We start from the raw sequence: 24,404 nt of genomic DNA on the forward strand, positions 1-24,404 counted from the left end.
CGAGCGAATTACCAAGTGGTATGCCGCGCGAAACGAGCGTCAAACGGGAATCGATTGGCAGTTCACGACCGCAGACGCTCGGATCAAATTAAGACGCCTCTACCCGAAAATTGAGCTGCGATAGACTACTAGAGAAATGCTCTATCCCCCGGTTTTCCCAATGGTAGAACGCGACCCGAGGTCGTTTAAATCGACCTGAGAGAATGCCCAACCGCTCCCCTTTCCATAAATCATAGCAAGTGCTTTGTCTGTAATGGTTTGCGTCATTTTCAAAGGGCCGCTCCTGCACGAAAAAAAAACCTCTTTTTCGGACAAAAGCAAGCCGTTTGACGTCTATGTCATTGTGTCTGAACTCGGCTTTTGATCGAAACGATTCAGTCGCGGTAATCCTTGTCTTGAATGCGGTCGATGTCGTCGCTCGATAGCTCGCGGGTCCGGCGATTGATTAAGTGGCCAAGATTGTGGGCGTCGATGAACAGGATCTCACCCTAGACGTCAGCGAACGGACCTTTACCTGGTTCATGACATCATCAACCGTAATCGCTGACGAACGCCGACTTTGCCGTTGAAATTCTTCGGCATCGTCATTTGCTCCCAATTTCCGCTATAAGATGTGCCGAGTTGCCTTTGCGGGAGGATTACTCGAGTTGCTGCCGCCAGAGTCGCTTCCCAACGGAACCTTGGACTAGATGACGAAATTACCCCCCGCTTCTCGCCGTGTTTTTGTTTGTGGTGCGACCGGATACGTGGGAGGTCGGCTTGTCCGGCGCCTGCTCGAGCGAGGCTACTCGGTGAATTGTCTGGTGCGTAGCCCAGAAAAACTGACCAAGTTTGCATGGGCCCGCGACGCGCGTGTGACGGTAGTGCCGGGCGAACTTGAGGACGCAACAGCGATCGGTCGAGCGCTGCATGATGTTGAGATCGCGTTCTATCTTGTCCACTCGATGAAGTCAGCTAAGGGTGAATATGCGAAGCGGGATCGAGAGCTAGCGACGAGCTTTCGAGAAGCTGTGGAACAATCATCTTGCCAGCGAATCGTTTACTTGGGCGGTCTTGGCGAATTGGGGCCTGACCTTTCTAAACATCTCGACAGTCGTCATGAAGTAGCAGAGATTCTTCAAGCCGGCCCCGTACGGGCAACGGTGTTCCGCGCGGCGATGATTATCGGATCGGGTTCAGCGTCGTTTGAAACGCTGCGGTACTTGGTGGAAAGGTTGCCGATCATGGTGACGCCCAAGTGGGTCAACACTGAGACTCAGCCGATCGCGATTCGCGATGTACTTCGCTATCTCGTCGAGTGTATCGACGTTGATGAAACGGCAGGCCGGACCATCGACATCGGTGGGGCCGACATCATGACCTATCAGAACGTTATGCAGGTGATGGCGGAAAAGTTGAAGCTGCGCCGGCGGATCATTTTTCCGGTTCCGGTTCTGACTCCGCGTTTGAGCAGTCTTTGGATCGGCCTGGTGACTCCGGTCAGCAGTAGCATTGCGAGGCCGCTGGCAGAAGGTTTGAAGAATCGAACCGTTTGCCGCAATGACGACGCGCTTCGCCTGATGCCTGGCGAATGCCTTGGAATCGAAGACGCGATCGAGGCCGCACTTGACCGAACTCACAGCGGTGACATCGAAACACGCTGGTCGACGGCAGGAAAGATTCCCGGCGATCCGGATTGGGCCGGGGGGACAACGTTTGTCGATCGACGGGAAATCATCGTACACGGATCAGCCGAGCAGACGTTTGCTGAAATCCGATCCATTGGCGGAAGCAAGGGCTATTGGGGTGCCGGTTATTTGTGGCGGATTCGTGGCTGGATGGATCAAGCTGTCGGCGGACCAGGTTTGCGTCGTGGACGCAGGCATCCACGTGACCTTCACTACGGCGAAGCGGTGGATTTCTGGCGAGTGACGAAATTGGTTGAGAACGAGAGGCTCACGCTGCGTGCGGAAATGAAGCTACCGGGCGTAGCGGAGCTTGATTTTCAATTGGAGGAACAAGATCGTAACCAAACGAAGATTTGCATGACGGCTCGGTTTCGACCCCTTGGGCTCCTTGGGCTCGCCTATTGGTACGCAGTCTTGCCACTGCATGGACTCGTCTTTCCGGTGATGCTGAAGGGCATCGCCAGAAACGTCCAGTCCAATCGCCCCCAGATTGATGCCGCTGAAGTGCCAGCGACGACAGAACCCCGGACGTGATCGAACGAGAAAATCGCAAGGCGGCTACGCCGCTAACATACAAGCCCGACGCGCAAGCGAGTGGAGTCGCTGGTATTGCGAAGTTTGAAGTGGATTCCCTCGCTCGCCGGCGTGTTGATTTAGTCGTGTACCGAATTGCAACAATTAGCCGATGGGCGTTAGCCCCGGTTGGCGTTCAGTTAACCGCCGCTTGCGGGCTGTTGATTTAGTCCTCATCGAAACCCGAAGCGTGAGCGAGGGATACATACAAAGGACTTAATGGTGATGAATCCCTCGCTCACGCTTCGGGTTACGATTAAATCAACACGCCGCTAACGCGGTACGGCTAATTAAATCAACACGCCGTCGCGCATCGGACTTGTATCAATTACCCTAACAAAAACAACGAATGCGGCGATAACTGATGTAGTTTGCACCAAAGGGGTCAAAACCCAGTCCATTTCAGACCATTCGGTCACCGACGACGCGGACGCGACCGAAACGAAAAAACCCCGCAAAACGCTAAGTTTTACGGGGTTTTTGGGGATGGGCGATACAGAACTCGAATCTGTGACCTCCACGATGTCAACGTCTTGGCACCCGGCGAAAACAGCGTAAAAACCGGGGTCAAACGCACCGATGCCGAACGGTTGCACCACTGGTTGCACCTGATCGCCGAATCGGGTGAACGCTCGGTCGCCACCATGTTGGTTGATCTGGTCGCCGAAACACTCGGCACCGACGCGGTGGGGCGGTTGGTCGAGGCGTTGAATCAACGATCCGTAGCCGACCGATAACCGTCCAGCGTTGGACGGACTCTCTCTCAGGCGGCCGGGCTTGGGCATCGCAGACGAGACAAAGCCGACCTAGGAAGGACCCAGAGGCGGGGGCGTCGCTGGCGATCGAAAGGGACCAATGAGAGGCCCCCGCTCTGGGTCCCCCTAGGGCTTTGCATGAAAAGCGAAGAGCTTCCCACCCAGGGGAGACCTAAACACAGTAAGCAAGTCGCGGGGCCGCCGCCGTCGTCGCGGGTCCTTTTTGCCTCTCTACCTCTGCCGTCTTTACCGCGATGGCATTAACGAGACAGAGAGTCCGTCCGTCTGCGGGTCCTTCCGCCGGTCGGTTTCCTTTGTTGGTGCCACCGAACCGGCCGCAATACCGATCACACGTTGTTTGCTACATCATTCATCCCGAAAGGATTCGTTTTGACTCCATCACACTTTGACCGCACCGCCGATTTGATGCTCGAACACTTGGGGAGCGATGGCGATCCCGGTTGGGTTTACTTCCGGCAATTTGGCGAGTGGGAATTGTTGTTCAACCTGGACAATGACCGCCGTTTGGTACCCAAACTGATCGGCAACCTAGAACGGCGCGGGCTGGTCGAAACCCGCCGGGCATCGGCCGGAATGCAGGTTCGCATGACTGACGCGGGCCGCAAGCATTGCAAAGCCGAAGAAGCCCGATTGGCCGCGTTCGCGTTGGAATACCACATTTTGCCGCTGGACGACCTACCGTGTCCAAGTGATGCGAAAAAGTAGATAATCGGTACACGTCGGGCTAATCACTCGGCATTGAACAGTTGCGGCTGATTACCGCGACTATCGACGGGTTGGCGGGTTGCTCCGCCGATGGTCTCTGCCGTCGTCGTTTCCTATTCGACGACGACGGCGGAGTCCGCCCGGCTGCAATGAATAGGAAAAGTGATGTCGTTGAATGATGCCAACCCGGATAACGATTTTTGGTCAAAGATTGCCGCCGAAGATTGGGACCAAAAACAAAACGCAATAGCGGAAGCCAAACGCGATCGGTTGACACCCGGCGAACTAGCCGAAAAGTCGCTCGAATTGCTCGGGGATTTGCATTGGATAACGCAACACGAAAGCGCGGATCAATGGATTCATCTGCAATCGCTCGAAACCGTGTACGACGATAACGGCGACCACTTCGACGAAAGCAACCTGCAACGGGTTTTCGATCACTTCACCGATGTCTGTGAACGGTGCGAATGGTTGTCGCATCGGTTGGCGTGGTCAGGCGTCGAATACGCCAAGCCTGCAATGAAGCTACTGTCGAAAGTACGGCTGGCGATCACCGGACGATCGAACCTCGACCGATCCGAAGCCGAGTTGGCTCAAAGGGCCGGACGCACCGAAACCGTTGTTCGGTATCTTGCGGGCAACGTGGATCGGATCAAAGCGTTTGAATCGGAATTGACCGATCTAATCGCCGAAATTCAAACCGTCCAAGAGATGGACAGGGGCATCGAACAGGCCGAAGCGGCAAGCCCGCCGGCCTATGCGGTCGCCATGCAAGAGGCGATCGAAGCGGGCGAGGAAACGCGAAAGCAGGCTCGGCAAGTCGCATTCGCGGTGAACGTCATCGACGGGCATCGCCAAGCATGGGAGAACGCTTGGGAGACGTTCGGGCCGTGTTTGGTTGCGTATCTTGCTGGCGAGTCGTCGCGGTCGATGGTCGAGTCGTTGGCGGTGCTCGATGGCGTGATTGAATCGGTCGGATTCGATGAATCATTGGCCGCACTGAACGCGGGTGGTTCGTTCCCGAAATTCGACAACCAACGGGATCAGATCGACGCGGCCGTTTGTCGGTTGGTGATTGGCGTTTGGGCCGCGTTGCGGTTTGATCGGAAAGACCGAGACACGTTGATTGCGGAACTCGATGCCATCACCGCTCGGGTCGCCACTGAAAGCGTTGGATTCGTTCGTGATCTCATCGAAGCCGGAGGGCTGCGGGAGTGTTTTGAATGCGGCGAACAACTTACGCCGTCACAGGTCGGCCCAGGCCGTTGTTGCAATTGCATCGCACGCCAACGAAAGACGTTGCGTTGGCTCGGGGTCGCGATCGAATGCGAGTACCGATATGACAACCGGGTTTACGGCGATGGATTCGATGCACACTTCCCCGAATGGTCGCGATGGCGAAGGCGGTTGCGTGAATGTTACGGCCGCGACCGAACCGATTGGCAGCTATGGGAAGATTGGATCGGCTACGCCCAAGAACATCGAGGAATCGAGGAACAGCAATTTAAGGGGACGCTCAGAAGCGAAGCCGAATCGTTGTTGCCGACGCCGAATCGGGGTTCACAACAAGTTATCTCAGTCGCGCGCGAGACAGGTAGTATAACGCACGGCGACGACCAACAAAAAGAATCGTCACCGACCGATGGGGTACTGAGTCTTTCCAACATCGTAAAGAACCAAACCGTCCGTCGTTTGTTATCTGAACTCAGTGCGTTTGGCAATGCTGGCAAGCGACTCGATCACATTGAACAGAGTCTCTACAACGCAAACTTGTTGTTGATACTCGACAAGCACCAACTTATTCAGTTTGCGACACTTAATAGCTATTGGAGTGGTGACGGAAAGCAACATATCGCAAGCGAAATTCGAGAAATTGATTGGGAGCAGTACAACAACGGATCACCTAAGAAACCTTTGAAAGAGTGCCTGCCGGACTGGATAGCGAGGGAACCGGAATCACTTCGTCGATGGATTCGATTAAGTCCATCAGGATTCGCCGTTTGTGCAGAAATCGAGTTTGCGGACGAACTTGGCAATCCAAGACCCGACAAAGAGGAAATGATAGCCGGGCCGAAATCAAAGCCGGCGACCGAAGCTCAAACCGACGACAGTTTGCCAAAGTCAAAGCGGGCTAGTAGTCCGTCACGGGTGAAGGCTCGGTCGGCATACGACTACGCGATCGAAAGAATCGAGAATGCACACGCTATGACCGGGCCGGAACTTCACGCCGCGATCTTGGAAGACGGGGAAGCCGCCGCGATGGTGCCGGCCAATCCTGAAACCTTTGTGCGATACCTGAACGATGGTGGCATACGTTTGAAGAAGGGCGAGTCTAAATCTGCCGGCGGTTCAGTGGTCCGGCGGTCCGATTTGTAAGACCGGACAGAATCGGACAACGCCGAAAGTTTTTGCGGTTTTTCCCGTCCCGCGAATCACGGGGTTTGCCGGTTCCGACGTTGCGGTCCGGTGGTCCGATTCGTGGTCTGCGTATGGCAAACGCTGACAGTCGCAAGCCGCGACGGTGTTTGCCTGGCACATGACCACAGGCATAGGAATGTCCAAGACTGCCCCTCACGCCGATGCGATCCAAGACGGACGCGGGCGGGCGATGTTATCCGTTGATGACGTTGCCGAACTCTATTTGAATTGCTCGGGTCGGCATGTTCGCCGGCTAGTCGATGCCGGCCGGATGCCAAAGCCGATCCGGCTCGGTTCTCTGGTCCGATTCTTGCGATCGGATATTGAGCAATGGTTGGCCGATGGTTGCCCCAACATTCGCAACAACGCGAAAGGGGGCAAACGATGAAGCGTTCCAACAAGAACAAAAGCGATGGCAAGAACAAAGGCCAGCAACGCCGCGACCGTGGGATGCAGTTAGCCGCCGATGCCAAGAGCGACCGCGTTGCCGCCGGACGGCTGGCGTTGCTGTCGGCGCTACTTCGCTTGCCGAACCACACCGGAACGATTGACGACGCGACCGACGACGACGCGATGCACGCCGCGTTTGACGATGGCGGGTGTTGGCGTGGATCGGTAACGCGATCGCTTCGCAAGGACGGTTTCATCGAAGCGGTGGACGCGGGGCAAAGCCTGCGCCCGTCGCGTCATTGTGGCTTGCGTCACGTTTGGCGGTTGGTCGATCCGGCCGCCGCACGGCGATACGTCGGACTGCAACAAGCAACAACGGTAAAGGACTCCCGCCAACAAAAAGAGGCTGCCGAATGAATCGACAACCCCCAAAGAGTGACAGTGCGACCCGTCACCAACATTCTAAACGCCGGCCGTCCATCGCAGAAGTCAAAGCCGCTGCCCGTGGACAGTGGCCGGGGCTGTTGATGGACGCCGGTTTGCCCGCTGACTATCTCGATGGCAAACCGCGACCTTGCGTTCATTGTGGCGGTGACGATCGGTCAAACGCGGCGAAAGACGTTGCCGAAACCGGGGCGGTGTTCTGTCGTCATTGCTTCAACAAGTCGTCCAAGATCAAACCCGGTGACGGTATCGCGACGGTGGCTTGGTTGATGGACACCACCAACGGCGAAGCGGCAAAGTGGATCGCCGAACGGCTCGGGATGGTCGGCAATGACGACGGCAAGCCGGCCGCCGCCGTGGACATTATCACGGCGACGTGTCGCGACAAACGAATGCCGGTTGATGCGTTCAAGTTGTTCGGCGTGAAGGAAGCCCAGCGGGGCCGCGATCGTTTCGCGGTTTGCCGGATCGACCTTTACAACGATGCCGGTCAAGTTCATTCGTACTTCGACCTATGGCCGGGTGACAAAGGCCGGGTCAAGAAAGCGACAACGAAGGACGAACGCCCAAGCGGATTGTTCTTTCCTGGTCGCTTGCCCAAACCCGGCGAACAATGGTTGGCAGTCGAGGGCGTGAAGGATGCCGCCGCGTTGATCGGACTCGGCTATCTGGCTTTCGGTTATGTCGGCAACAAGATGGCGACGAAATACGCTCGGTTGTTCGAGGGCGTGGACGTGGTTGTCGTTCCTGATCTGGACACCGCCGGCAACGTCGGGGCCGATCACACCGCCGGCAATCTGTCGGGCATCGCTGCGTCCGTCGCGGTCGCTCGGTTGCCGGGTATCGTGAAGGACAAACACGGGGACGATGTTCGCGATTGTTTACGAAAGCCGGACGGCGAACGGCTGGTCCGCGAAGCGATCGAAGCGGCAACGCCGTGGAAGCCCAGCGAGAGCGACGAAGCCGGCGACGGTCGGCCGGAAGTCGTTGTCACGATGAACGAAGCCGCCGTCACCGATCAAGTCGTTCGGCACCTGGGGCGGCTCGGTTGGGTAACGCCGTGGATCAAACCGGAGTACGCCGAAGCGGCTCGGTTGTTTGTTCGCGGTGGCGTGTTGGTTCATGCGATCGAGAGCGACGACGTGGACGCGGAAGGCCGTTTGGCCGTTCGCGATATGCCGCCGTGTTTGGTTCGCGAACGGATCACACAATCGGTTTCGCTGATTACTGAAACCGAAAGCGAAGATGAAGTCGAAGTGAAACCGACCCGGCCGCCTGGTTGGTTGATCGACGCGGTTTATCGGCGGGGTAGTTATGGCGGTGCGGTGCGTCCGTTGTCGGGCATAATCGAATCGCCAACGATTCGCGTCGATGGTTCGATTGTTCAAACGCCGGGCTATGATCGCCAAACGGGTTTGATTTTCCGGCCGTCGGTGGACTTCCCGGCGGTGCCTGATGAACCAACGAAGGATGACGCGGCGAAAGCGTTGTCGGTGTTGTTGGACGTGTTGGCGGACTTCCCGATGTTCGAGGATGCCGACCGATCGGCATGGGCGTCGATGGTGTTGTCCATGATCGGGCGTTCCTGCGTCGATGGTTACGTTCCGTTGTTCGCGGTGACGGCCAACATTCGCGGGGCGGGCAAGTCGTTGCTGGTCGATGCGGCAACGCTGATCGCCTACGGCCGCCGGGCGGCACGCAAGGCGTTCACCCGCGACGATGACGAAATGCGAAAGACGATCACGGCGGTTGCCATTGGTGCGGTGCCGTCGGTGTTGTTCGATAACCTGGACATTCAGTTGGGCGGGGCTGCGCTCGATGCCGCCATCACATCGGCAACGTGGTCGGATCGAGTGTTGGGGCAGTCTCGCATGACGGGTGATTTGCCGATGCGGACGATCTGGTCGGCGACCGGCAACAACATGGCTTTCGGAAGTGACGTTGGCCGGCGGGTTCTGCCGATCCGGTTGCAGTCACCGCTCGAAACGCCGGAAGATCGGTCAGGGTTCGTTCATCCTGATTTGTTGGCGTGGATCGAATTACAACGGCCGTCGCTTGCGGTCGCTGCGTTGACGATTCTGCGGGCCTACTTCGTTGCCGGTTGTCCGGTTCAACCGAAGGGTGATTGGGGTTCGTTTGAATCCTGGTCGGCGAAGATTCGCGGGGCGATCGTTTGGGCCGGCGGTGCCGATCCGTTGCCGACGCGGGCGACCGCTCTTGCCGGCGATGATACGGCCGCGTTGCTCGGCAAGCTGATCGCTGGCATCGAACAGGCTGATCCGTCGGGCATTGGTTTGACGGTGAAGGAAATTCAGGTCAAGACGTTTGGAAGCCAAGCGGACTTTGACGAACACGAAGTGTTGGCCGAAGCGGTGTTCGAGATTTGCGGCGAACACTTCAACGCTCACAAACTCGGTCGCCGGATTCGCGGGATGAAGGGTCGCGTTCACGGTGGCAAGTTCATCGACGACGATTCGGCCGGCGGTGGCGTGAAGCGTTGGCGGGTACGGTCGGCGGACAGTGGGTTCGGTGGGTTTGGTCGGTCTGATTCGGCTCGGTCGGACGTTGAACCGAAGTCGTCGCCGGATGCCGCCGGCGGTGTTGACGCCGACAACGAAGCGGGCAACGCTTGCGACAACAAGCAAACCGGCCGCGACCGACCGGAAACTAACCCCTCGAACCCACCAAACCCACCCGAAACGGGATCGGGCCGTGGTGGTGAAAGTGGGTTAGGTGGGTTTGGTGGGTCCGATTCGGCTCGGTCGGACTCGGGGGCGTTGTGGTCGCAAAATGAAGCGAACCGATCGGGCACTGAACCGGGCACCGGATCGGCGGTGGAATTGTGACCGCCGCCGTCGTCGCTGAATTGTCGGCGATGGGCGTTGCGGTGGTATGTTCGACACCGGGCAAGATTCGTTTGACCGTGGACGCCGGCGAAGTGCCTGCCGAAGCGGTCGCGATTGCCCGCGATCACAAGCCCGCGTTGTTGGCTCACCTGCGACCAAACTGCCGACCCCATAACAACCCCGCCAACTACATCGACACGCCGGCACCGGGCCGGCCGGGCTGGATTCGGACGACGTGCCGCGTTTGCGGTCGTTTCGTTGGATACCGCCAAAACGCCGGCCGCTAATTCGGTCGCGGTCGATACGCTCAAAACGGTATGATGCACATCGCGACGGCTAGGGGAGGCTTAATTACCCGCCCCGAAAAGTCGGCATCACCACCGATCTGCCGTCGCGATTCTATTTCAATGGTGAACGTGAAAAGGTGAAACACACAATGGGAACGCTAATCAAAAAAGTCGTCACCCGGCCGATGCCGACTGACGCAAAGATTGTCACCCGCCAAGGCAAAACGATTGCCCAGTGGACCGACCGACGCGGCAAGAAACGAACGGCCGAAGTGACCGCCGGCAAAGATGGTTCGCAACGGATCAAGACCGAAGCGGGCAAGTGGATTGCCAAGTACCGCGACGGGGAAGGGTTCGTCCAAGAAGTCGCGACGGGATGCAGCGACAAGCAAGCCGCGATGGCGGTGCTGAATGAATTGATGACGCGGGCCGAACACGTCAAGTCAAAGATTCTGTCACCGGATCAAGACCGGATCGCCGATCACGCCGGTACACCGATCGGCGATCACATCGAAGCGTTCTTGAATTACCAACGGCAAAAGGGAACGCACGCCGACCGGGTGAAGCACTACGAAACGAAGCTCTACGAAACGGCCGACGCTTGCAAGTTTCGCACGCTGTCGGACTTGTCGGTCGATCGGCTCGAACGATGGTTGTCCGAACAACGCAAAGGCGACCGCAATTTGTCGGCATCGCTCTACAACGGATACCGCGAAACGTGGTTGGTGTTCGGGAATTGGTGCATCGGCAAACGCCAAAGCCGAAAGCAAACGCACTTCAACGGCGAAAAGCGTTTGATCGCCAACCCGTTCGATGGCATGACGCGGTTGAATGAACAAGCCGAACGCCGCCGCGAAGCTCGGGCGTTGACCGAAGCGGAATTGGTCAAGTTGATCGAAGCCGCCCAAACGCGACCGCTCATTCACGCTCGAACGGTCTATCGGGGCAAGAACAAAGGCAAGCTGCTGGCGAAAGTTCCCGATGATCGCCGGCGGGAACTAGAACGGCTCGGCCGCGAACGGGCGTTGATCTATAAGACGTTGGTTCTGACCGGACTGCGGGCCAATGAATTGCGAACGCTGGAAGTTGGCGATTTGTTGTTTAAAGAAGTACCCAGCATCAAATTGAAGCACGGAAACGAAAAGAACCGGGCCGGGTCCGAAATCGCGTTGCGGCTGGATTTGGCCGCCGATCTGCGGAAGTGGGTCGAGGGACGCGACCGAACCGACCGAGTGTTCACGGTTCCGTCGGGCATCCTGCGGATTCTCAACCGCGACCTTGCCGCCGCCGGCATCGAAAAGACGGTGGACGATCGAGTCGTTCACGTCCATGCGTTGCGTCACAGTTTCGGGACGCATTTGTCGTTGGCGGGCGTCGCACCCCGCGTTGCCCAAGCCGCGATGCGACACAGCAATATCAGCCTGACGATGGGCACCTATACCGACGCTCGGCTACTGGACACCGCCCAAGCGGTCGAGGCGTTGCCATCGCTGCCGATCGCCCAGCCTGCCGAAGCTAACACGACGGAAGCGACCACCGCCGAACCGTTGCACCGCGAACCGAAATCGGCAAACGAAAGCGGCGATGATTCACGCCGCGAAACACAGCAAACGGACGCCGAAACAGGCCCGCGAACCGTTGCACCACTGGTTGCACCTGCCGTAGTCCAAACGGGTCAAAATAGTCCCTTTTCGTCCATTCCTGACCAAACCGACGAAGCCCAAAACGAAGGGCCAGACCACGAAAAAAGCCCGCAAAACACTGGTTTCTACGGGCTTTTCAATGATGGGCGATACAGAACTCGAATCTGTGACCTCCACGATGTCAACGTGGCGCTCTAACCAACTGAGCTAATCGCCCGAATGTTTTGGGGCTGGCGTGGCAGGAAGCATGTCCTGGGGCATCGCCGAGTTTTAGGTGTTTCGGCATTTGGGACGCCGTCGAACACTTTGCTTTCCTGAATTTGGTTTGCGTAGTTTGCGTTGGGGCTGTCGTTTCGTCAAGACGGCTAGGGCCCCGTGAAAACCGTTAATTTCGTCAGAATCGCTGTTGACGGCCCCCGCCCTTTGGCCGGATACTTTAGGCAAAGTGGGTTCGTAGCTCGGGTGCGGTGGATTGAGTTCACCTGTGCAGCGGTTGCGACCTAAAATCTATGGAGGAATCGATTGCCTGCTGGTAGTTGAATTCTTTGTCCTTTCAAACCTAATTGCGCCGGATCGCCCTCCGGCCGGAGAAGATTGCTTTCGTGGCATTGGCACGACGAACCGTTCAACCTGAAACTCGCGATGCGACGCGAATCAATCAACAAATTCGCATTACTCCGATTCGCGTGGTCAGTGAGTCCGGCGAACAACTCGGGATCATTCCCACCGAACAGGCTCTCGAGCGGGCACGCGATGCGGGGTTGGATCTCGTCGAGGTCGCCCCGAACGAACGACCTCCGGTCTGCCGCATTATGGATTACGGCAAGTTCAAGTACGACAAAAACAAAAAGAAGAACAGCGGTTCTTCGCACACGAAGACAAAAGAAATTCGACTGCGACCGAAAACGGGTGATGAAGACATCCGTACGAAAGTCCGTCAAGCGGAAAAATTCTTGGAGCACAAGGACAAAGTCCAAGTCAGCGTTCTTTTCCGGGGTCGCGAAATGGCTCACATCGAAGAAGGCCGCAAGGTGATGGAGCAGGTCATCGAGATCCTGAGTGAGCATGGGAAGGTGGAAACCAAACCCCAGCAGCACGGGCGTCGGATGATCTGCATGATCGCCCCCAAATGATTCGGTCTTGCGAATTTCATTTGGCACCTTGATTGCATTCCCCAGCTGCTACAATGTCAACGGTCTTCCCGCTTTCGGGGGCCAAGGTTTCGTAATCACGCAGCCCTCGTGGGGAAGTAAAAGATGTCTGGAAAGAAACTTCGTTGGTTTTTGATGATCGGTGCCATCGCTTTGGGATCGTTGGCGGTGACACCCCAGCAATCTGAAGCAGGATGGGGCTACGCCTACCGTGCTCCGGTCCGCGCCTATCGTTATGCCTATCGTCCCGTTGTGCCTTACTATCCTGCTGTCGCACCCGTGGTGGTGGCCAGACCGGTCTACCGTCCAGTCGCTCCGGTCGTAGCGGCACCTTACTATTCGGGCTACCGAGGCTATTCGCCGTACCACTCGGGATACAGTGGTTACTCGCCGTACACGAGCGGCTACCGAGGGATTAGCGTCAACATCGGGTATGGAGTTGCGCCAGTCGGTTACATCGGATACTAGTCGATATCATCGGATAGTCATTTGGATAATGGATTGGTCGATGCCGTGGTCATTGGAGGTGGTCCGATAGGGATCGAGACCTCGATCGAACTGCGTCGCCGTGGAATCGAGTCGCTCGTCTGTGAGGCGGGCGCGTTAGGGCACACGATTGCTTGGTGGGCACCCCAGACGCGGTGGTTCAGTAGCAATGATCGAATCGCGATTGCGGGGGTTCCACTGCATACGGTCGATCAATCCAAAGCAAGTCGTGAAGAGTATTTGAACTATTTGCGAAGTGTCGTGGATCAATTCCATGTACCGGTAAAAACTTTTACCAAAGTACAATCGCTCGTTCCGGTGGATCAATCAGACGAGCCGAAATGGCGATTGGCGTTTGCCGGCCAAACCAATTCGTTGGAAACTAAGGCTGTCATTCTGGCGATCGGAGGAACGGATTTTCCGAATCGATTGAACGTACCGGGTGAATCGTTGCCTCATGTGGACGGCTATCTCCGCGAAGTTCATCGCTATCACGGTCGACGAGTGTTGATCGTCGGGGGACGCAATAGTGCGGTCGAGGCGGCGATCCGCTTGCACCGCAGCGGAGCGAGAGTCATGTTGAGCTACCATGGCGAAAGCTTGCCGACCGACGGGATTAAGTATTGGCTACGACCGGAAATCGATGGATTGATCCGCAGCGGTTCGGTACCGGCCTGGTTCCATTCTCGAGTCATTCGAATTGACTCCGACGCAGTCCATTTGCAGGTCCAAACGCCCGCAGGGGAAGAAGAAGTTCGCGTCGAAGCGGACGACGTGCTAACGTTGATCGGGTATCGACAAAATCAAACGCTCTTTCAAGAACTGGGGATTCTTTCAGATGAGCTGGAGCCCAAACCGATCTTCGATCCCGAAACGATGCAGACGCCACGCCCAGGAATTTATGTGGCTGGGACGGCCGTTGGTGGGACTCAGTCGAGTAAGTATCAGGTCTTCTTGGAAAACTGCCACGATCACTCGACAAAAATCGCGGACCATCTGCAGCGTCGATTCGATTCCCGGCGATCGACAGTGGAATCGTTATCGCTCCATCGTCAAACGGAATCGCTGGACAATCTTCGCCAGAGAATCGGGTTGCAACCGGAGAGCTAGTGGTCTGTCACAGCTAAACATTAGGGTTCGCTGTAGTGGATCTTGTTAAAGATCCGACCGCTACAGGATCTTTAACAAGATCCACTACCCTAACTTTTGCTACAGGATCTTTAACAAGATCCACTACCCTAACTTTTGCTGTAACAGACCACTAGTGCTTCAGGTGAGTTTCGCTACGCTGCACATGACGAAGGTTGCGGAGGGCAGTCAAAACAGCATGTCGGCAAGACCGGATTCTTGACCTTCGTCCTCGTCATCCCATCCTTCCGATCCGAACACCTCATCGACCGGGATCACGGCAATCGCCGCCCGCTCGGTTCGTTCATTCGCGAGGGATTCCATCGTTTCCGGATCCGTCGGCACGTCGATCCAGTCGAATGCGGGAAGGCTTTCGGATCGATCGTATTGCCAAGCCGACAGGTCCGTCGTCGGGAGTGCACTGACGACGATGGAGTGACCAAGTGGTTCGCCCCCGACGCTTGAAGAAATCGTGGATGTCTGGTCGATGGAGTTGAGGTAGTTGATCGTGGTGAGGGCGTCGAGCGCAGTGACCGCCCCATCGCCGTTAACGTCATAGTAATAAAGTGGATCATTGGCGAGTGGTTCGCCATTGATGAACTCAGGCAATGCCGAATCGTTTTGCGAGTTCAACCGATTGATCACGAGCAATGCATCCAGTGCTGTGGCTTGGCCACTACGATCGACGTCGTTGGCGTTGATCGGATTCTGCCAAGTGGCACCGGCCACTAGCCGCAGCGTCGCCCCGTTCGCCGTCAGTAGGTGCGAAGGGATGTTATCGATCTCGACGGGAGCTTGGAGTTGCCAATCGCTACTAAGTGTCAACACGTCATTGGAGCCGACGCGAACAAAGAGTTCGTTGCGTTCATCGGTGATCGCGATGACACCGAGGGGATCAAGAAAAATGTTTTGCGTTGTTGGCGGCGGTGCTTCATCGCCGCCGGCATTGGGATCGGCCAACGATGTCCGCTGAGTCACCGTGTCGATCTCTTCGACATTGCGGGCGAAGATTGCCATCGGATTATTCGGCGAGATACTCAGCGAAGGATTAAAGAACAATCCGTCTCGATCGAGTTGCAGGACATCATAACCCGTTGACCCATCGATCTGTATGCGAGCGGTCTCGTCAACGATGATACGATCGTTTCCGCCCGACGCGTCCAGACGTAGAGTCTCGTAACCCATACCGGAGCCGATCGCAAATGTCTCATCTCGCGACCCCGTGGTGAACACGCCACCGACGAGAGGTTGCCGCTGCAGCACTAGCTCAACGACTTCGTCGTCGCGAATCTGTTGTGCGACCAGCGTGACCTCGTCATTGATCACCTTGACCTCGAGTTCACTTAGATTCGTGTCGACGTGGATCACCGACAAACGCCGGCGTCCGATCGAGTCATAGCCCACCGCTTGGGATTCAGGCGACACGTCGATAAAAATCAAACCGATCTCGTGGCCGTCGGCCACGTAATCGTCGTCGGTCGTGACGGTGACTGTTTGAGTCACGTTCCAGTTTTCAGGCGTGAACGTCAATGAGGTTGGTGAAACGTTGACGCTGTCGAGTTCCGATTTGTCGAATGTCAATGTTACCGGTGCGGTCGGCTGAGTGTCCAATCGGAGTTCGAATTGATCGGCGAGGCCAAACTCCGTTGCGAACGTCGTTGTTTCCGATTCCATGATCGTGAGACTGGCTTGATCATCCTCGACTATTCGCACCGGGATGATGATGGGCTGTATCGTTCGAAACGCGGGATCGCTATTGCCCCCATCGAGATCGATCCTCAGTTGGACGGTCTCATCACCGCTGGTGCGTTGGTCATCAACGGTGCCGACGGTGATCGTTTGGGGTTGCGACCAATTCAACGGTGTGAAAGTGAGTTCGGCTACATTGGTTGTCAAACGCGACGAGGGAAGCACGCGGAATCGAACCGGTGACAAAGGCGCTGCGGGAAGCGAGATCGACAAGCTTCTAGTAGCGGGGGCATCGGGGCGGTTCGTATCACGATCTTCACTAAGGGTGAAGCCCGAGGCGATCGATTGTCCGACAGCATTCTGCAAGTTCAAACCAGCAACTTCATCATCGATCACGCCAACACTTACCACGACGGGAGGATGACCCGTCGCGGTGGCAGTCAGGGCGACGTCGCGGAGACCATCGACGCTTTGGTTGTCGATCGTAGTTAATGGCACTTCGATCCGACGGAAACCGCGTGGGAAACTGATCAATTCCGGCCAATCGAATTGATTGCTCAGGTTCGTGCTCAAGCGGACGGTGGTTTCCGCGATGGTATTTCGAGTCAGAACCAACGTCGCTGAACCGTTGCGCTCGGGAACTCGGTTAGTGCTCGACCCCACTTGGTTCGTGGGCAAAACCAATTCGGCAGTCAGTTCAGGAACGTCGTCTTCTGTAATCTGCAGATCGATCGTTGATGAAATGTAGCCAACCGAATCGACAGTGATGCTAGAATTCCGCAATCCGCCGACAATATCGTTATCAAACGGTTGCACCGGAATGTCGACAAACGAATCGCCCGGCAGCATGGTCGCCGAAGACGGGAATATGATGAATTGGGGCGCGTTGGAGGTGATTTGAATGGTTACTGCCGTCCCCAGCGCGGGATCGACGGGAGTGGGAATCGGAGCCGGCAAGGTTACCCGGATAAAGACAGGTTCAGAATTTTCGGGAATGGAGCCGTCGGCAATGATCGATCCGTCTTCACGCACTAGCACCGTCGAAAGCTTTTCATAGTCGTTGACAATAAGCTCAGTGACGGCGTCTTCGTAAATTCCAGCCGACGCGGTCAGCATAAAGGTTCGATCACCGTTGAGTAGATTGTCATCGTTTGCCGAAATCGTAATCGGGTCGGAGAGCGACTCACTATCGTCAAACGTGAATCCGGCCGTAAACGAGAGGCCACCAACCGGATCGACCGTGATGGTTCCCGACAACGCACCGGCGGTGTCGGTACGGCGAATTCGAACGACCGCCTCGCCATCAAGTTCACTGATTTCAGGAGGTGGTACGACCAGGGTCCCGGTTTCGGGATCAAACACTGGAGGCGCTAGCGATGGAGTGATGAACTCGAACTGAAGCTGTTCGAAATCAGTGATCGTCACCGGAGCGGTGGCAGGTTGATAACCCAGGGCTGATCCGACGATCGTGACGGACCGGGTTCCATCAAGCAGGTCATTGTCGGCCGCTCTCAATATGAAGGGGACCGAAACGGTTTGTCCTGGCTGAAACTGGACCGTGATCGGATTGCTGAAGGCATCCGCTGGATCCGATGCCACCCGCGCAAGGAGCGGGCCATTCGGATCTGTTCGTCGCAGGCGGCCTTGAAGTGTGCCTCCATTTTCGGAGACGGTACTGGAGTCTAGTTGCAATGCCAACGCTTCAAAATCAGTGACCTCCAATACGATCGATTGATCGATCAGCCCCATGCCCGCGACCGTAATGTTAACGAATTGGGAACCATCGAGGATATTGTCGTCGACCGCAGTCACGGGGACGCGCACGGTTCGTTCACCGACGGCAAAGGAGACGCCCGGCGGAAGCAGTGCTTCGGTGGCGTCGTTCGAAGAGATCGACACAGATTGGACACGGGTGGCGTCGCTACGGGTGAGCACTAATTCGGTCGCACCGCCCTGTTCACTGATCGACGAAGCGACCAATGACAGGTTGAGCTGTTCGAAATCCGTTACCAGTATATCGACTGATCCCGTTTCGATGTTGGGCGCGGTTGCGAACAACGTAGCAGTTTGAGTTCCGTCGAGAATCGTGTCATCGATCGCATTGACCGTGAAGGTGACCGATTCGGCACCGGCGGGAATGATCACCAACGGTTGGGTTTGCAACTCGGTTCGATCGGAACTGCTTAACGCGACATTCAGCGAAACGGAAGTGTCTGCAAAAAGTCGAGTTAACGTCACCTGGGTCGATCCCCCGAATTCGCTGATCACCGGGTCGGCGACGTCGAGCCGGAATCGTGGCGGCGAGAACGAGAACGTGCTGCGGTAGGTTCCCCCGGGGATCCCATCTCCCGAAGGTGTTTGCACCCAGATTGCGGGGTCAACGTTGCCGGGAATGTTATTGGTCAAGAACTCGCCATCGAGCAGTTGTCCGGCAGTGTTGCGAACGCCTCCGTCTTCTCCGTTGACCTCAATGATGTAAAACCCACTTGCCAACGGCGTCGACAGGCTTAGGGTGGCCGTCAACGTTGTCGGATCCCATTCGATCAACCCGTCCGAATCAATGATGATCTCGTCATCGCCGTCGAAGAACTGGGCGTCATCGCTGCGACGCAAGAACAGGTTGTCCGTCGTAAGGGTGCTGGTATCGATCTGGCCGCTGAAGGTGACCGAGAACGAATTGATGCGTTGAGGTGATCCGTCCGGATTGACCCCGATGACATGTTCGCCTGGGGCGATCGACGTCGCCACAACGGATGGCCCATGATGAAAACCGTCGACATCCACGGCCGTGCCGGGAATGATTTGTTCCAAGACGATCCCTTCGGCACCCGTGGTCGATTCGAACTGGATGCGGACCGGATAAACGCCCGCGATCAATTGAGATGACAGATTTCCTCGGGTCGGATTCTGTTGCGAACCCCAATTGTTATCAACGAGTTCTTCGGGCAGGTTGCCGAAGACGCCATTGCGATCCAGGTCGATGAACATCCGACTGCCGTCCTTGCTGCGGGTCAACAGTTGGGTTCCGGTTTCGCGCACCCGCAAGAATCCGTCCCATTGAACCGAGAAGTTCTCCCAGTTGGCATCCGAACCGCCGGTTAAGTTCACATCAGCCCGCTGACCGAACGATCCGAAGCTGATGAATTCGATTCGATCATCAACTCGGCTCCCGGCAACTGTTTGGGTTGTCCGCCAATCCTCAAACGCCGTCACCCCACGCAGCGATTGATTCACGTAACTGCCAACTAGCCCAGGCTGTGTCAGCGAGGCGTCTTGGAACAGCATCGATTCAGTGACGACCCCGGTGACCAACACTTGTTCGGCCAGATCCAAGATCAAGCCTGCGGAATCCAACACACGACCTTCGATCAAGTAACTACCCGAGTCGGGAACTCCTCGTGTGTAGAGAAACAGGGGGCCGTTGCTCGTCGCACGAATCGGATCGTAGACGGCGTCGAGCGAGGCAAAGGTATCGTCTCCGGTCGACAGAACACCATCTTCGCCCGCACCACGCAGTGTGAACGAAGCGTTCCGAACGGATTCAAGCGAAAGCGAATCGGTCAAACTGATGGCGAACTGTCCACGTTGATACGCATCGCGGCGATAGTTGACCGCTTGAACGGCAGCCGGATTGGAATCGGTTGACGTAATGGTGAATCGGGAAATGAACGTACCACCCGGGCTGCCATTGCCACTGACGTCGGGGAACGCAAAGTCGGGTGCGATTTCGCCATCGATCCGATTGCCGTTTAGGTCCGTAACCCCGTCGATTGTCAGCGTGTAAGTCCCAACGGGAAGCGGAGCAGCGGCCGTCCAAACGATCGATGCGGTCAAGGGATTGACGCGGGCAGTGCCGTTGACGCGAGTTCCAGCGGCGTTGGTTACCCGGAACGTGTTGGAGTTGATGGAACTCGCATCCACGATGTCATCAAGCAAAACCTGAATTTGATTGGTCGTGTCTAACGTCGCGCCGTTGTCCGGCGACAAGCCGATCACGCGGGGAGCGGTCGATTCGATGGCACGATTAGGGGTAACTTTCAAACGATAGTTACCCAACGATCCGTTCTTGCCGGTGACTTCGATCGTCAACAACCCTGGCGGGATGAAGAACGAATTGCCAAAGTCCAAACGGACGTATGGATCGACCGAAGTGATACCCGATTGGCGATCCGTTGCATTATCGCTGCGACCGATGATGTCACCGGCCGCGTTGCGAACCACGACGATCGCATCGACGGGCATTTGAAATTCCGCCGAATCGATATCAATGTCCCAACGAACTTCACCGGCAGGATTGAAGGTGAAGCGATCGACATCAAGTTCGCTGTCGAGGGATCCGAAGACGACGACTTTGTCATTACTTGGATTGTCTTGAACTTCTCGTGAGACGGTCAATTGGTTGGCAAACAAATCGGCGGAGACGAGTTCTTGGTCACCGTCACCGTCGAGGTCGGCGGCCGTTAATGAAACTTCGTCTCGCGTCGTGCCACTGACCCAAATCGCGCGGGTGAACCCGCCTTGGCCGTCACCCAAAATCACGCTCGACGAGAACCGCCGACCGCCGATCAAGAGGTCGGCGTTTCCGTCGCCGTCCACATCGGCCGATTGAACTTGTTGGGCCTGAACACTCAACGGAGTCTCGAAGATTAGGTCGAACTCACCGTTTCCTTGCGAGCGGTAAACCTCTGCGACGCCACCATCGGCACTGACGACGGCAAGATCGGCAATGCCGTTTCCGGCGAAGTTGCCCGCGACGACGGAGTTAACGTTGCCGCCGACTTCGATCGAGCCGGCTCGCGTGAAGATGCCAGTACCCAGGTTGCGGTGGATGGCGACCGTCGCATTATCATTGGAGCCGATGAATACATCTAAGTCTCCATCGGCGTCGTAATCGCCCGTTGTGATCGAGCGAGGCTGACTTACGGTGGTAAAACTGACGCCATCGGCGAACAAGCCGGTTCCCGAATTACTAAAGACAAGTAGTTCGCCGTTGGCCGTCGTGACGAGAATGTCCCGATCTCCGTCACCGTCGACGTCGGCGGAGGCGGTGGCCAAAACGCGGCCGGACGTTGCTAACGTCGCCCCGGCGCTAAGCACTCCTCCGATGCCGGCCAAATAAACCCTTGTTTGATTGGCTTGCGATAAACCAACGATCACGTCATCTCGTCCATCGCCATTGATGTCGGCAACGGTTAACGGCTCGGTGTTGAAGTCGAACCGGGTCGTCACATCGATCGTCAGCGGTGCGTTCAATACCCCTGACGCATCACTAAGGAACACCAACATATCGCCGGTTTGTTCGGTGATAGCGACGATGTCATCGCGGCCGTCGCCGTTGAAGTCGCCGGACTGGATTTGCAGCGGTCGATTGACCGTATCGACGGTTTGAGACACCGTATGGTCAATTGACATTTCGCGCAGCGGTGCGTCCAGCGAGGTTGCGAGCGAGTTGTCTCGGGCATCGCCGATTTCATTGAGGACGACTTGAGCGCCCGCTTGCAGACTGAAGTCCAAGTAGTTGCGGTGATTGTTAACCGCCGTACCGGGTGTTCGGGAATCGGTGCCGTCGAAAGAGAAAATACTACCATTGGGCAGCAATTGCGATTGGCCGTCGTAAGACATGAACGCCTGAACGTCACGGGCGTGCGGCAAACCTGCCGCGTGGCCGAATTCATGATAGACAGTTGGCGTGCTGTAATATCCCAGTCGATCGGTAGCGGTCTCGAGCGCTGACGTGACCGCGTTGCCTTGAGAACTACGCTGGCCGCGGCTACCACTACCGAAACCGCCCGCCCCGATGTCGCCGAAATCGCCGACACCCTGGGCAACTCGTTCAACACCGTCGGGCGGCGATTGTCGTGTCACCTGGACGTCGTACGGACTGTACTTTGCATCGAACGAACCGACGTAATAGGGAATCGCCTCGGCAACCGCGTATGGATTTTGGCGATTAAACCCGAGATAGGGTTCCGTTCCGTCAAAGTCCAAGAAATGCGTCGTGCCGTCGCGTTGTGGCGAAATGTCTTGAACGAAGTTGGCTGCAAGGCCATAGGCACCTGTACCGATCGGTGAATTTGCCGACACCGCGATGAAGTAAGTGCCCGGCGCGAACGCATCAGGCCTTTCGGTACTCAGCGATCCAGTGTTGGACCGAGCCAAGAATTGACCGTACTGGTTGTACAGCGTGAGTGTCTTGCCACCCCGCGTGATGTCGTCGTTGCCGTTGAGTTCAAGATTAAAATTTATGTAGTGGAATGCGTCGATCTCGAAACGAAACACGTCAATGTCGCTAGTCGTTTCCAATGTAGAGGCGATCGATTGCTGGTAATTATTGGATCCATTGGGCGGATCCAATTCCCAATTAAACGCATCCGAAAGCGTGTCGCCGGCTTCGGCCGCCACGTCCGTGTCGGCCAGAATGTCAGTGACCAGGACAATCGCCGAATCACCTGGGACTCCAGCGATGGATTGCAATTGCAAAACAAATGTCCCTCCGTTCTCGCTGCGATATGCCAACCCGACGCCATCAAGATCCGAAGCAACGACATTGTTTGCAAGATCAAAGATTTGAGCCGCAGGGCCGCGCGCCGACGTCCCCGCATAACTGACGACGAGTGTCTCTGATGGTGCCAATGTGAACGAGAAACTGCGAGTTTCATTGAGTTGGAAAAAGGTATCCTCGAGCGGGGTGCCGGTGATCAGGGGCACCGGAGCCGTCGCACTCTGAAATGGAATGCGTGCTCCATTGAAATTGAACTCCTCGGAACGCATGGCGTACTCGCCAACAAACGTGCCAAACGCGTTTTCGCTGGAAACCGCCAGGGTTACAAAGCCGGTATTGACGTTGACGAATTCCAGAGGGCTGCCGTCAAAGGAAGTAGCTAATAAATTGCCGTTTTCGTCGAATACCTCCAAACCTGGTGGAAGCGTGGGCGAAAACAATGGCGCATTGAAGTTGAACGGGTCCAGACGAAACCGGTCACCATTTCCTAAAAAGAATCGAAAGTAATCGATGTCGGTGGCACTGGATAAATTGCCAACAAACGTACCAGCGGCCGGGACCGGAGTCGCTTGAGCAAACGTGTTGTTCGGCTCTATTTCCGCTGCCAGCAGCTGGCGATTTTCAAGCGACTCGATGAGTGATCGACGTGAGGTGTGGCGACTCACGCGGCGCCGCCGTTTTCGCCTTGCTGAAGTTGTCGAGGTGGAGGAAGCAGAGGAGGGGGATGCGGCACTTCGGCCGGACAACGGGTTCCAGAATGGCATCGATTCTCAACTCAAAAAAACGACCGATCGGAGCACTAAAAAGTGAAAAGGCTCCCGCAGAAAAGCACGAATGGCCTATTGTAATGCAAATAAAACAAATTTGGTGGGAATTTCCGACCTATAACGATTGGGAGGGGTTTTGTTCTTATGGTACAACCGTGCGTAAAATGAGCATTCGCATTCAAACCGTTACCGAGACTTCTCGCGGCCCGATCCATTTGGTGATCGCCGGGTACCGGGCCAGTCCTGCGGCGGACTTGATCCGGGCGGCCGGGTTGCCGGGTTCGGTTTACGCCGTTCACTGGGCGGCCGGAAAATGGGCCGAGGCGGGAGCGTCGGTCGGTTTGTTGGCTCGGTCCGTTCGCGTCGGTGTGCCCGCATTGAGAGCCGGCCACGTCATGGCCGGAGTCGGTTCGCTCGCCGGCGGCGCGGGCGGGGTGCTGATGGTCGGTGCCGGACAGTTTCGACATCGCTACTGGTGTGCCCGGCGGGATGGTGCTCGGCTACCGGAGGTCCTGCAAACGATCCCTGGAATCGGGAAACGGCCGCTTCATTTGCTTGGGCATTCTCTCGGGACCGTCGTCATTCGATCCGCCTTGGAAAAGATCGACGAGAACGCCTTTCGCATCGAAGACGTGATGTTGATGGGCGGCGTGGCCGGACGCAGCGGCTGGGAGAACTTGGCCGAACGGATCGCCGGGCGTCTGGTCAATTTGTACTCGCCTCGCGATGCGGTGCTTTCGATCGCGCCGGTCTTGGAACGATTGGTGGGCAACGGAATCGTGCCCTCGCATCAGTTGTGGTCAGGCGAACGCGTGATCAATCACAACGTATGCCATGAACTTCCCAATCCGATCAAACCGATCGCCCATCACAGCGGCTATTGGAAACACTTCGGGCGTTATTGGTCGCGGTAGATTCAATGGCGAGTTGGG

15 protein-coding genes, 1 tRNA gene and 1 pseudogene are annotated in these 24,404 nt (G+C 56.6%); 13 read left to right on the plus strand and 4 right to left on the minus strand.

Going from position 1 to position 24,404, the window contains the following annotated elements; all coding sequences use genetic code 11:
• Window positions 1-689 precede the first annotated feature (689 nt).
• From Pla100_RS22615 to Pla100_RS22655, 8 genes are all read left to right on the plus strand, one after another.
• Window positions 690-2,201, plus strand: coding sequence for an SDR family oxidoreductase (locus Pla100_RS22615; protein WP_146580455.1), 1,512 nt, complete (start codon window positions 690-692; stop codon window positions 2,199-2,201).
• 572 nt (window positions 2,202-2,773) lie between these two features.
• Complete coding sequence (locus tag Pla100_RS22625; RefSeq protein ID WP_146580457.1) at window positions 2,774-2,977, plus strand: hypothetical protein; 204 nt, start codon at window positions 2,774-2,776, stop codon at window positions 2,975-2,977.
• Window positions 2,978-3,385: 408 nt separating this feature from the next.
• The gene (locus Pla100_RS22630) at window positions 3,386-3,721 is read left to right on the plus strand and encodes a hypothetical protein (RefSeq protein ID WP_146580459.1); all 336 of its coding nucleotides are present in this window, start codon (window positions 3,386-3,388) and stop codon (window positions 3,719-3,721) included.
• A 165-nt stretch (window positions 3,722-3,886) separates the two neighbouring features.
• Window positions 3,887-6,097: a hypothetical protein gene (locus Pla100_RS22635; RefSeq protein WP_146580461.1), complete on the plus strand. Its 2,211-nt coding sequence runs from the start codon at window positions 3,887-3,889 to the stop codon at window positions 6,095-6,097.
• 178 nt (window positions 6,098-6,275) lie between these two features.
• Complete coding sequence (locus tag Pla100_RS22640) at window positions 6,276-6,527, plus strand: helix-turn-helix transcriptional regulator (protein WP_197168161.1); 252 nt, start codon at window positions 6,276-6,278, stop codon at window positions 6,525-6,527.
• Entirely contained in the window at window positions 6,524-6,946 is a 423-nt protein-coding gene (locus tag Pla100_RS22645) for a hypothetical protein (protein ID WP_146580465.1), read from the plus strand. Before Pla100_RS22640 ends, Pla100_RS22645 begins: the two co-directional genes overlap by 4 nt.
• Entirely contained in the window at window positions 6,943-9,819 is a 2,877-nt protein-coding gene (locus Pla100_RS22650) for a hypothetical protein (protein ID WP_146580467.1), read from the plus strand. The genes Pla100_RS22645 and Pla100_RS22650 overlap by 4 nt, the downstream gene beginning before the upstream one ends.
• A complete protein-coding gene (locus Pla100_RS22655; protein WP_146580469.1) occupies window positions 9,816-10,106 on the plus strand; it encodes a hypothetical protein in 291 nt (96 codons plus the stop codon). Before Pla100_RS22650 ends, Pla100_RS22655 begins: the two co-directional genes overlap by 4 nt.
• 158 nt (window positions 10,107-10,264) lie before the next feature.
• On the opposite strand, the gene Pla100_RS31825 is transcribed toward Pla100_RS22655, so the two are convergent.
• Both Pla100_RS31825 and Pla100_RS31830 read right to left on the minus strand, forming a co-directional pair.
• A complete protein-coding gene (locus Pla100_RS31825) occupies window positions 10,265-10,543 on the minus strand; it encodes a hypothetical protein (protein WP_231603388.1) in 279 nt (92 codons plus the stop codon).
• Window positions 10,544-10,561: 18 nt separating this feature from the next.
• Window positions 10,562-11,032 carry a hypothetical protein gene (locus tag Pla100_RS31830; protein WP_231603391.1) on the minus strand — a complete coding sequence of 157 codons (471 nt, stop codon included), beginning with the start codon at window positions 11,030-11,032 and terminating at the stop codon, window positions 10,562-10,564.
• Here Pla100_RS31830 and Pla100_RS31835 point away from each other — a divergent pair.
• Window positions 10,925-11,494 (plus strand): annotated as a pseudogene (locus Pla100_RS31835) (tyrosine-type recombinase/integrase); the annotation flags it as partial. The gene Pla100_RS31830 and the pseudogene Pla100_RS31835 overlap by 108 nt on opposite strands.
• Before the next feature lie 398 nt (window positions 11,495-11,892).
• On the opposite strand, the gene Pla100_RS22665 reads toward Pla100_RS31835, so the two are convergent.
• Window positions 11,893-11,966 (minus strand) — tRNA-Val (locus Pla100_RS22665).
• Window positions 11,967-12,351: 385 nt separating this feature from the next.
• Between Pla100_RS22665 and infC the strand changes: the two genes are divergently transcribed.
• The 3 genes from infC (at window position 12,352) to Pla100_RS22680 (ending at window position 14,496) form a co-directional block, all read left to right on the plus strand.
• On the plus strand, window positions 12,352-12,882 hold the full coding sequence (infC, locus tag Pla100_RS22670; protein WP_146580471.1) for a translation initiation factor IF-3: 531 nt from the start codon (window positions 12,352-12,354) through the stop codon (window positions 12,880-12,882).
• A gap of 123 nt (window positions 12,883-13,005) precedes the next feature.
• Complete coding sequence (locus Pla100_RS22675) at window positions 13,006-13,368, plus strand: hypothetical protein (protein WP_146580473.1); 363 nt, start codon at window positions 13,006-13,008, stop codon at window positions 13,366-13,368.
• Between the two features lie 21 nt (window positions 13,369-13,389).
• Window positions 13,390-14,496 (plus strand): NAD(P)-binding domain-containing protein, encoded by a 1,107-nt coding sequence (locus tag Pla100_RS22680; protein ID WP_231603392.1) that lies wholly within the window; start codon window positions 13,390-13,392, stop codon window positions 14,494-14,496.
• A gap of 207 nt (window positions 14,497-14,703) precedes the next feature.
• Here the strand turns inward: Pla100_RS22680 and Pla100_RS22685 are convergent, their stop codons facing one another.
• Window positions 14,704-23,370 (minus strand): FG-GAP-like repeat-containing protein, encoded by an 8,667-nt coding sequence (locus Pla100_RS22685; RefSeq protein ID WP_197168162.1) that lies wholly within the window; start codon window positions 23,368-23,370, stop codon window positions 14,704-14,706.
• A 266-nt stretch (window positions 23,371-23,636) separates the two neighbouring features.
• Here Pla100_RS22685 and Pla100_RS22690 point away from each other — a divergent pair, with 266 nt between their 5' ends.
• A complete protein-coding gene (locus Pla100_RS22690) occupies window positions 23,637-24,386 on the plus strand; it encodes a DUF726 domain-containing protein (protein ID WP_146580479.1) in 750 nt (249 codons plus the stop codon).
• Window positions 24,387-24,404 lie beyond the last annotated feature (18 nt).

The organism is Neorhodopirellula pilleata (assembly GCF_007859915.1).
Classification (GTDB): Bacteria; Planctomycetota; Planctomycetia; order Pirellulales; family Pirellulaceae; genus Rhodopirellula; species Rhodopirellula pilleata.

Excerpts from the sequence above, each read along its gene's own strand:
- Pla100_RS22645 (WP_146580465.1), top strand. The coding sequence starts at position 6,524 with ATGAAGCGTTCCAACAAGAACAAAAGCGATGGCAAGAACAAAGGCCAG.
- Pla100_RS22615 (WP_146580455.1), top strand. The coding sequence starts at position 690 with ATGACGAAATTACCCCCCGCTTCTCGCCGTGTTTTTGTTTGTGGTGCG.
- Pla100_RS22690 (WP_146580479.1), top strand. The coding sequence starts at position 23,637 with ATGAGCATTCGCATTCAAACCGTTACCGAGACTTCTCGCGGCCCGATC.
- Pla100_RS22675 (WP_146580473.1), top strand. The coding sequence starts at position 13,006 with ATGTCTGGAAAGAAACTTCGTTGGTTTTTGATGATCGGTGCCATCGCT.
- Pla100_RS22640 (WP_197168161.1), top strand. The coding sequence starts at position 6,276 with ATGTCCAAGACTGCCCCTCACGCCGATGCGATCCAAGACGGACGCGGG.
- Pla100_RS22635 (WP_146580461.1), top strand. The coding sequence starts at position 3,887 with ATGTCGTTGAATGATGCCAACCCGGATAACGATTTTTGGTCAAAGATT.
- Pla100_RS22650 (WP_146580467.1), top strand. The coding sequence starts at position 6,943 with ATGAATCGACAACCCCCAAAGAGTGACAGTGCGACCCGTCACCAACAT.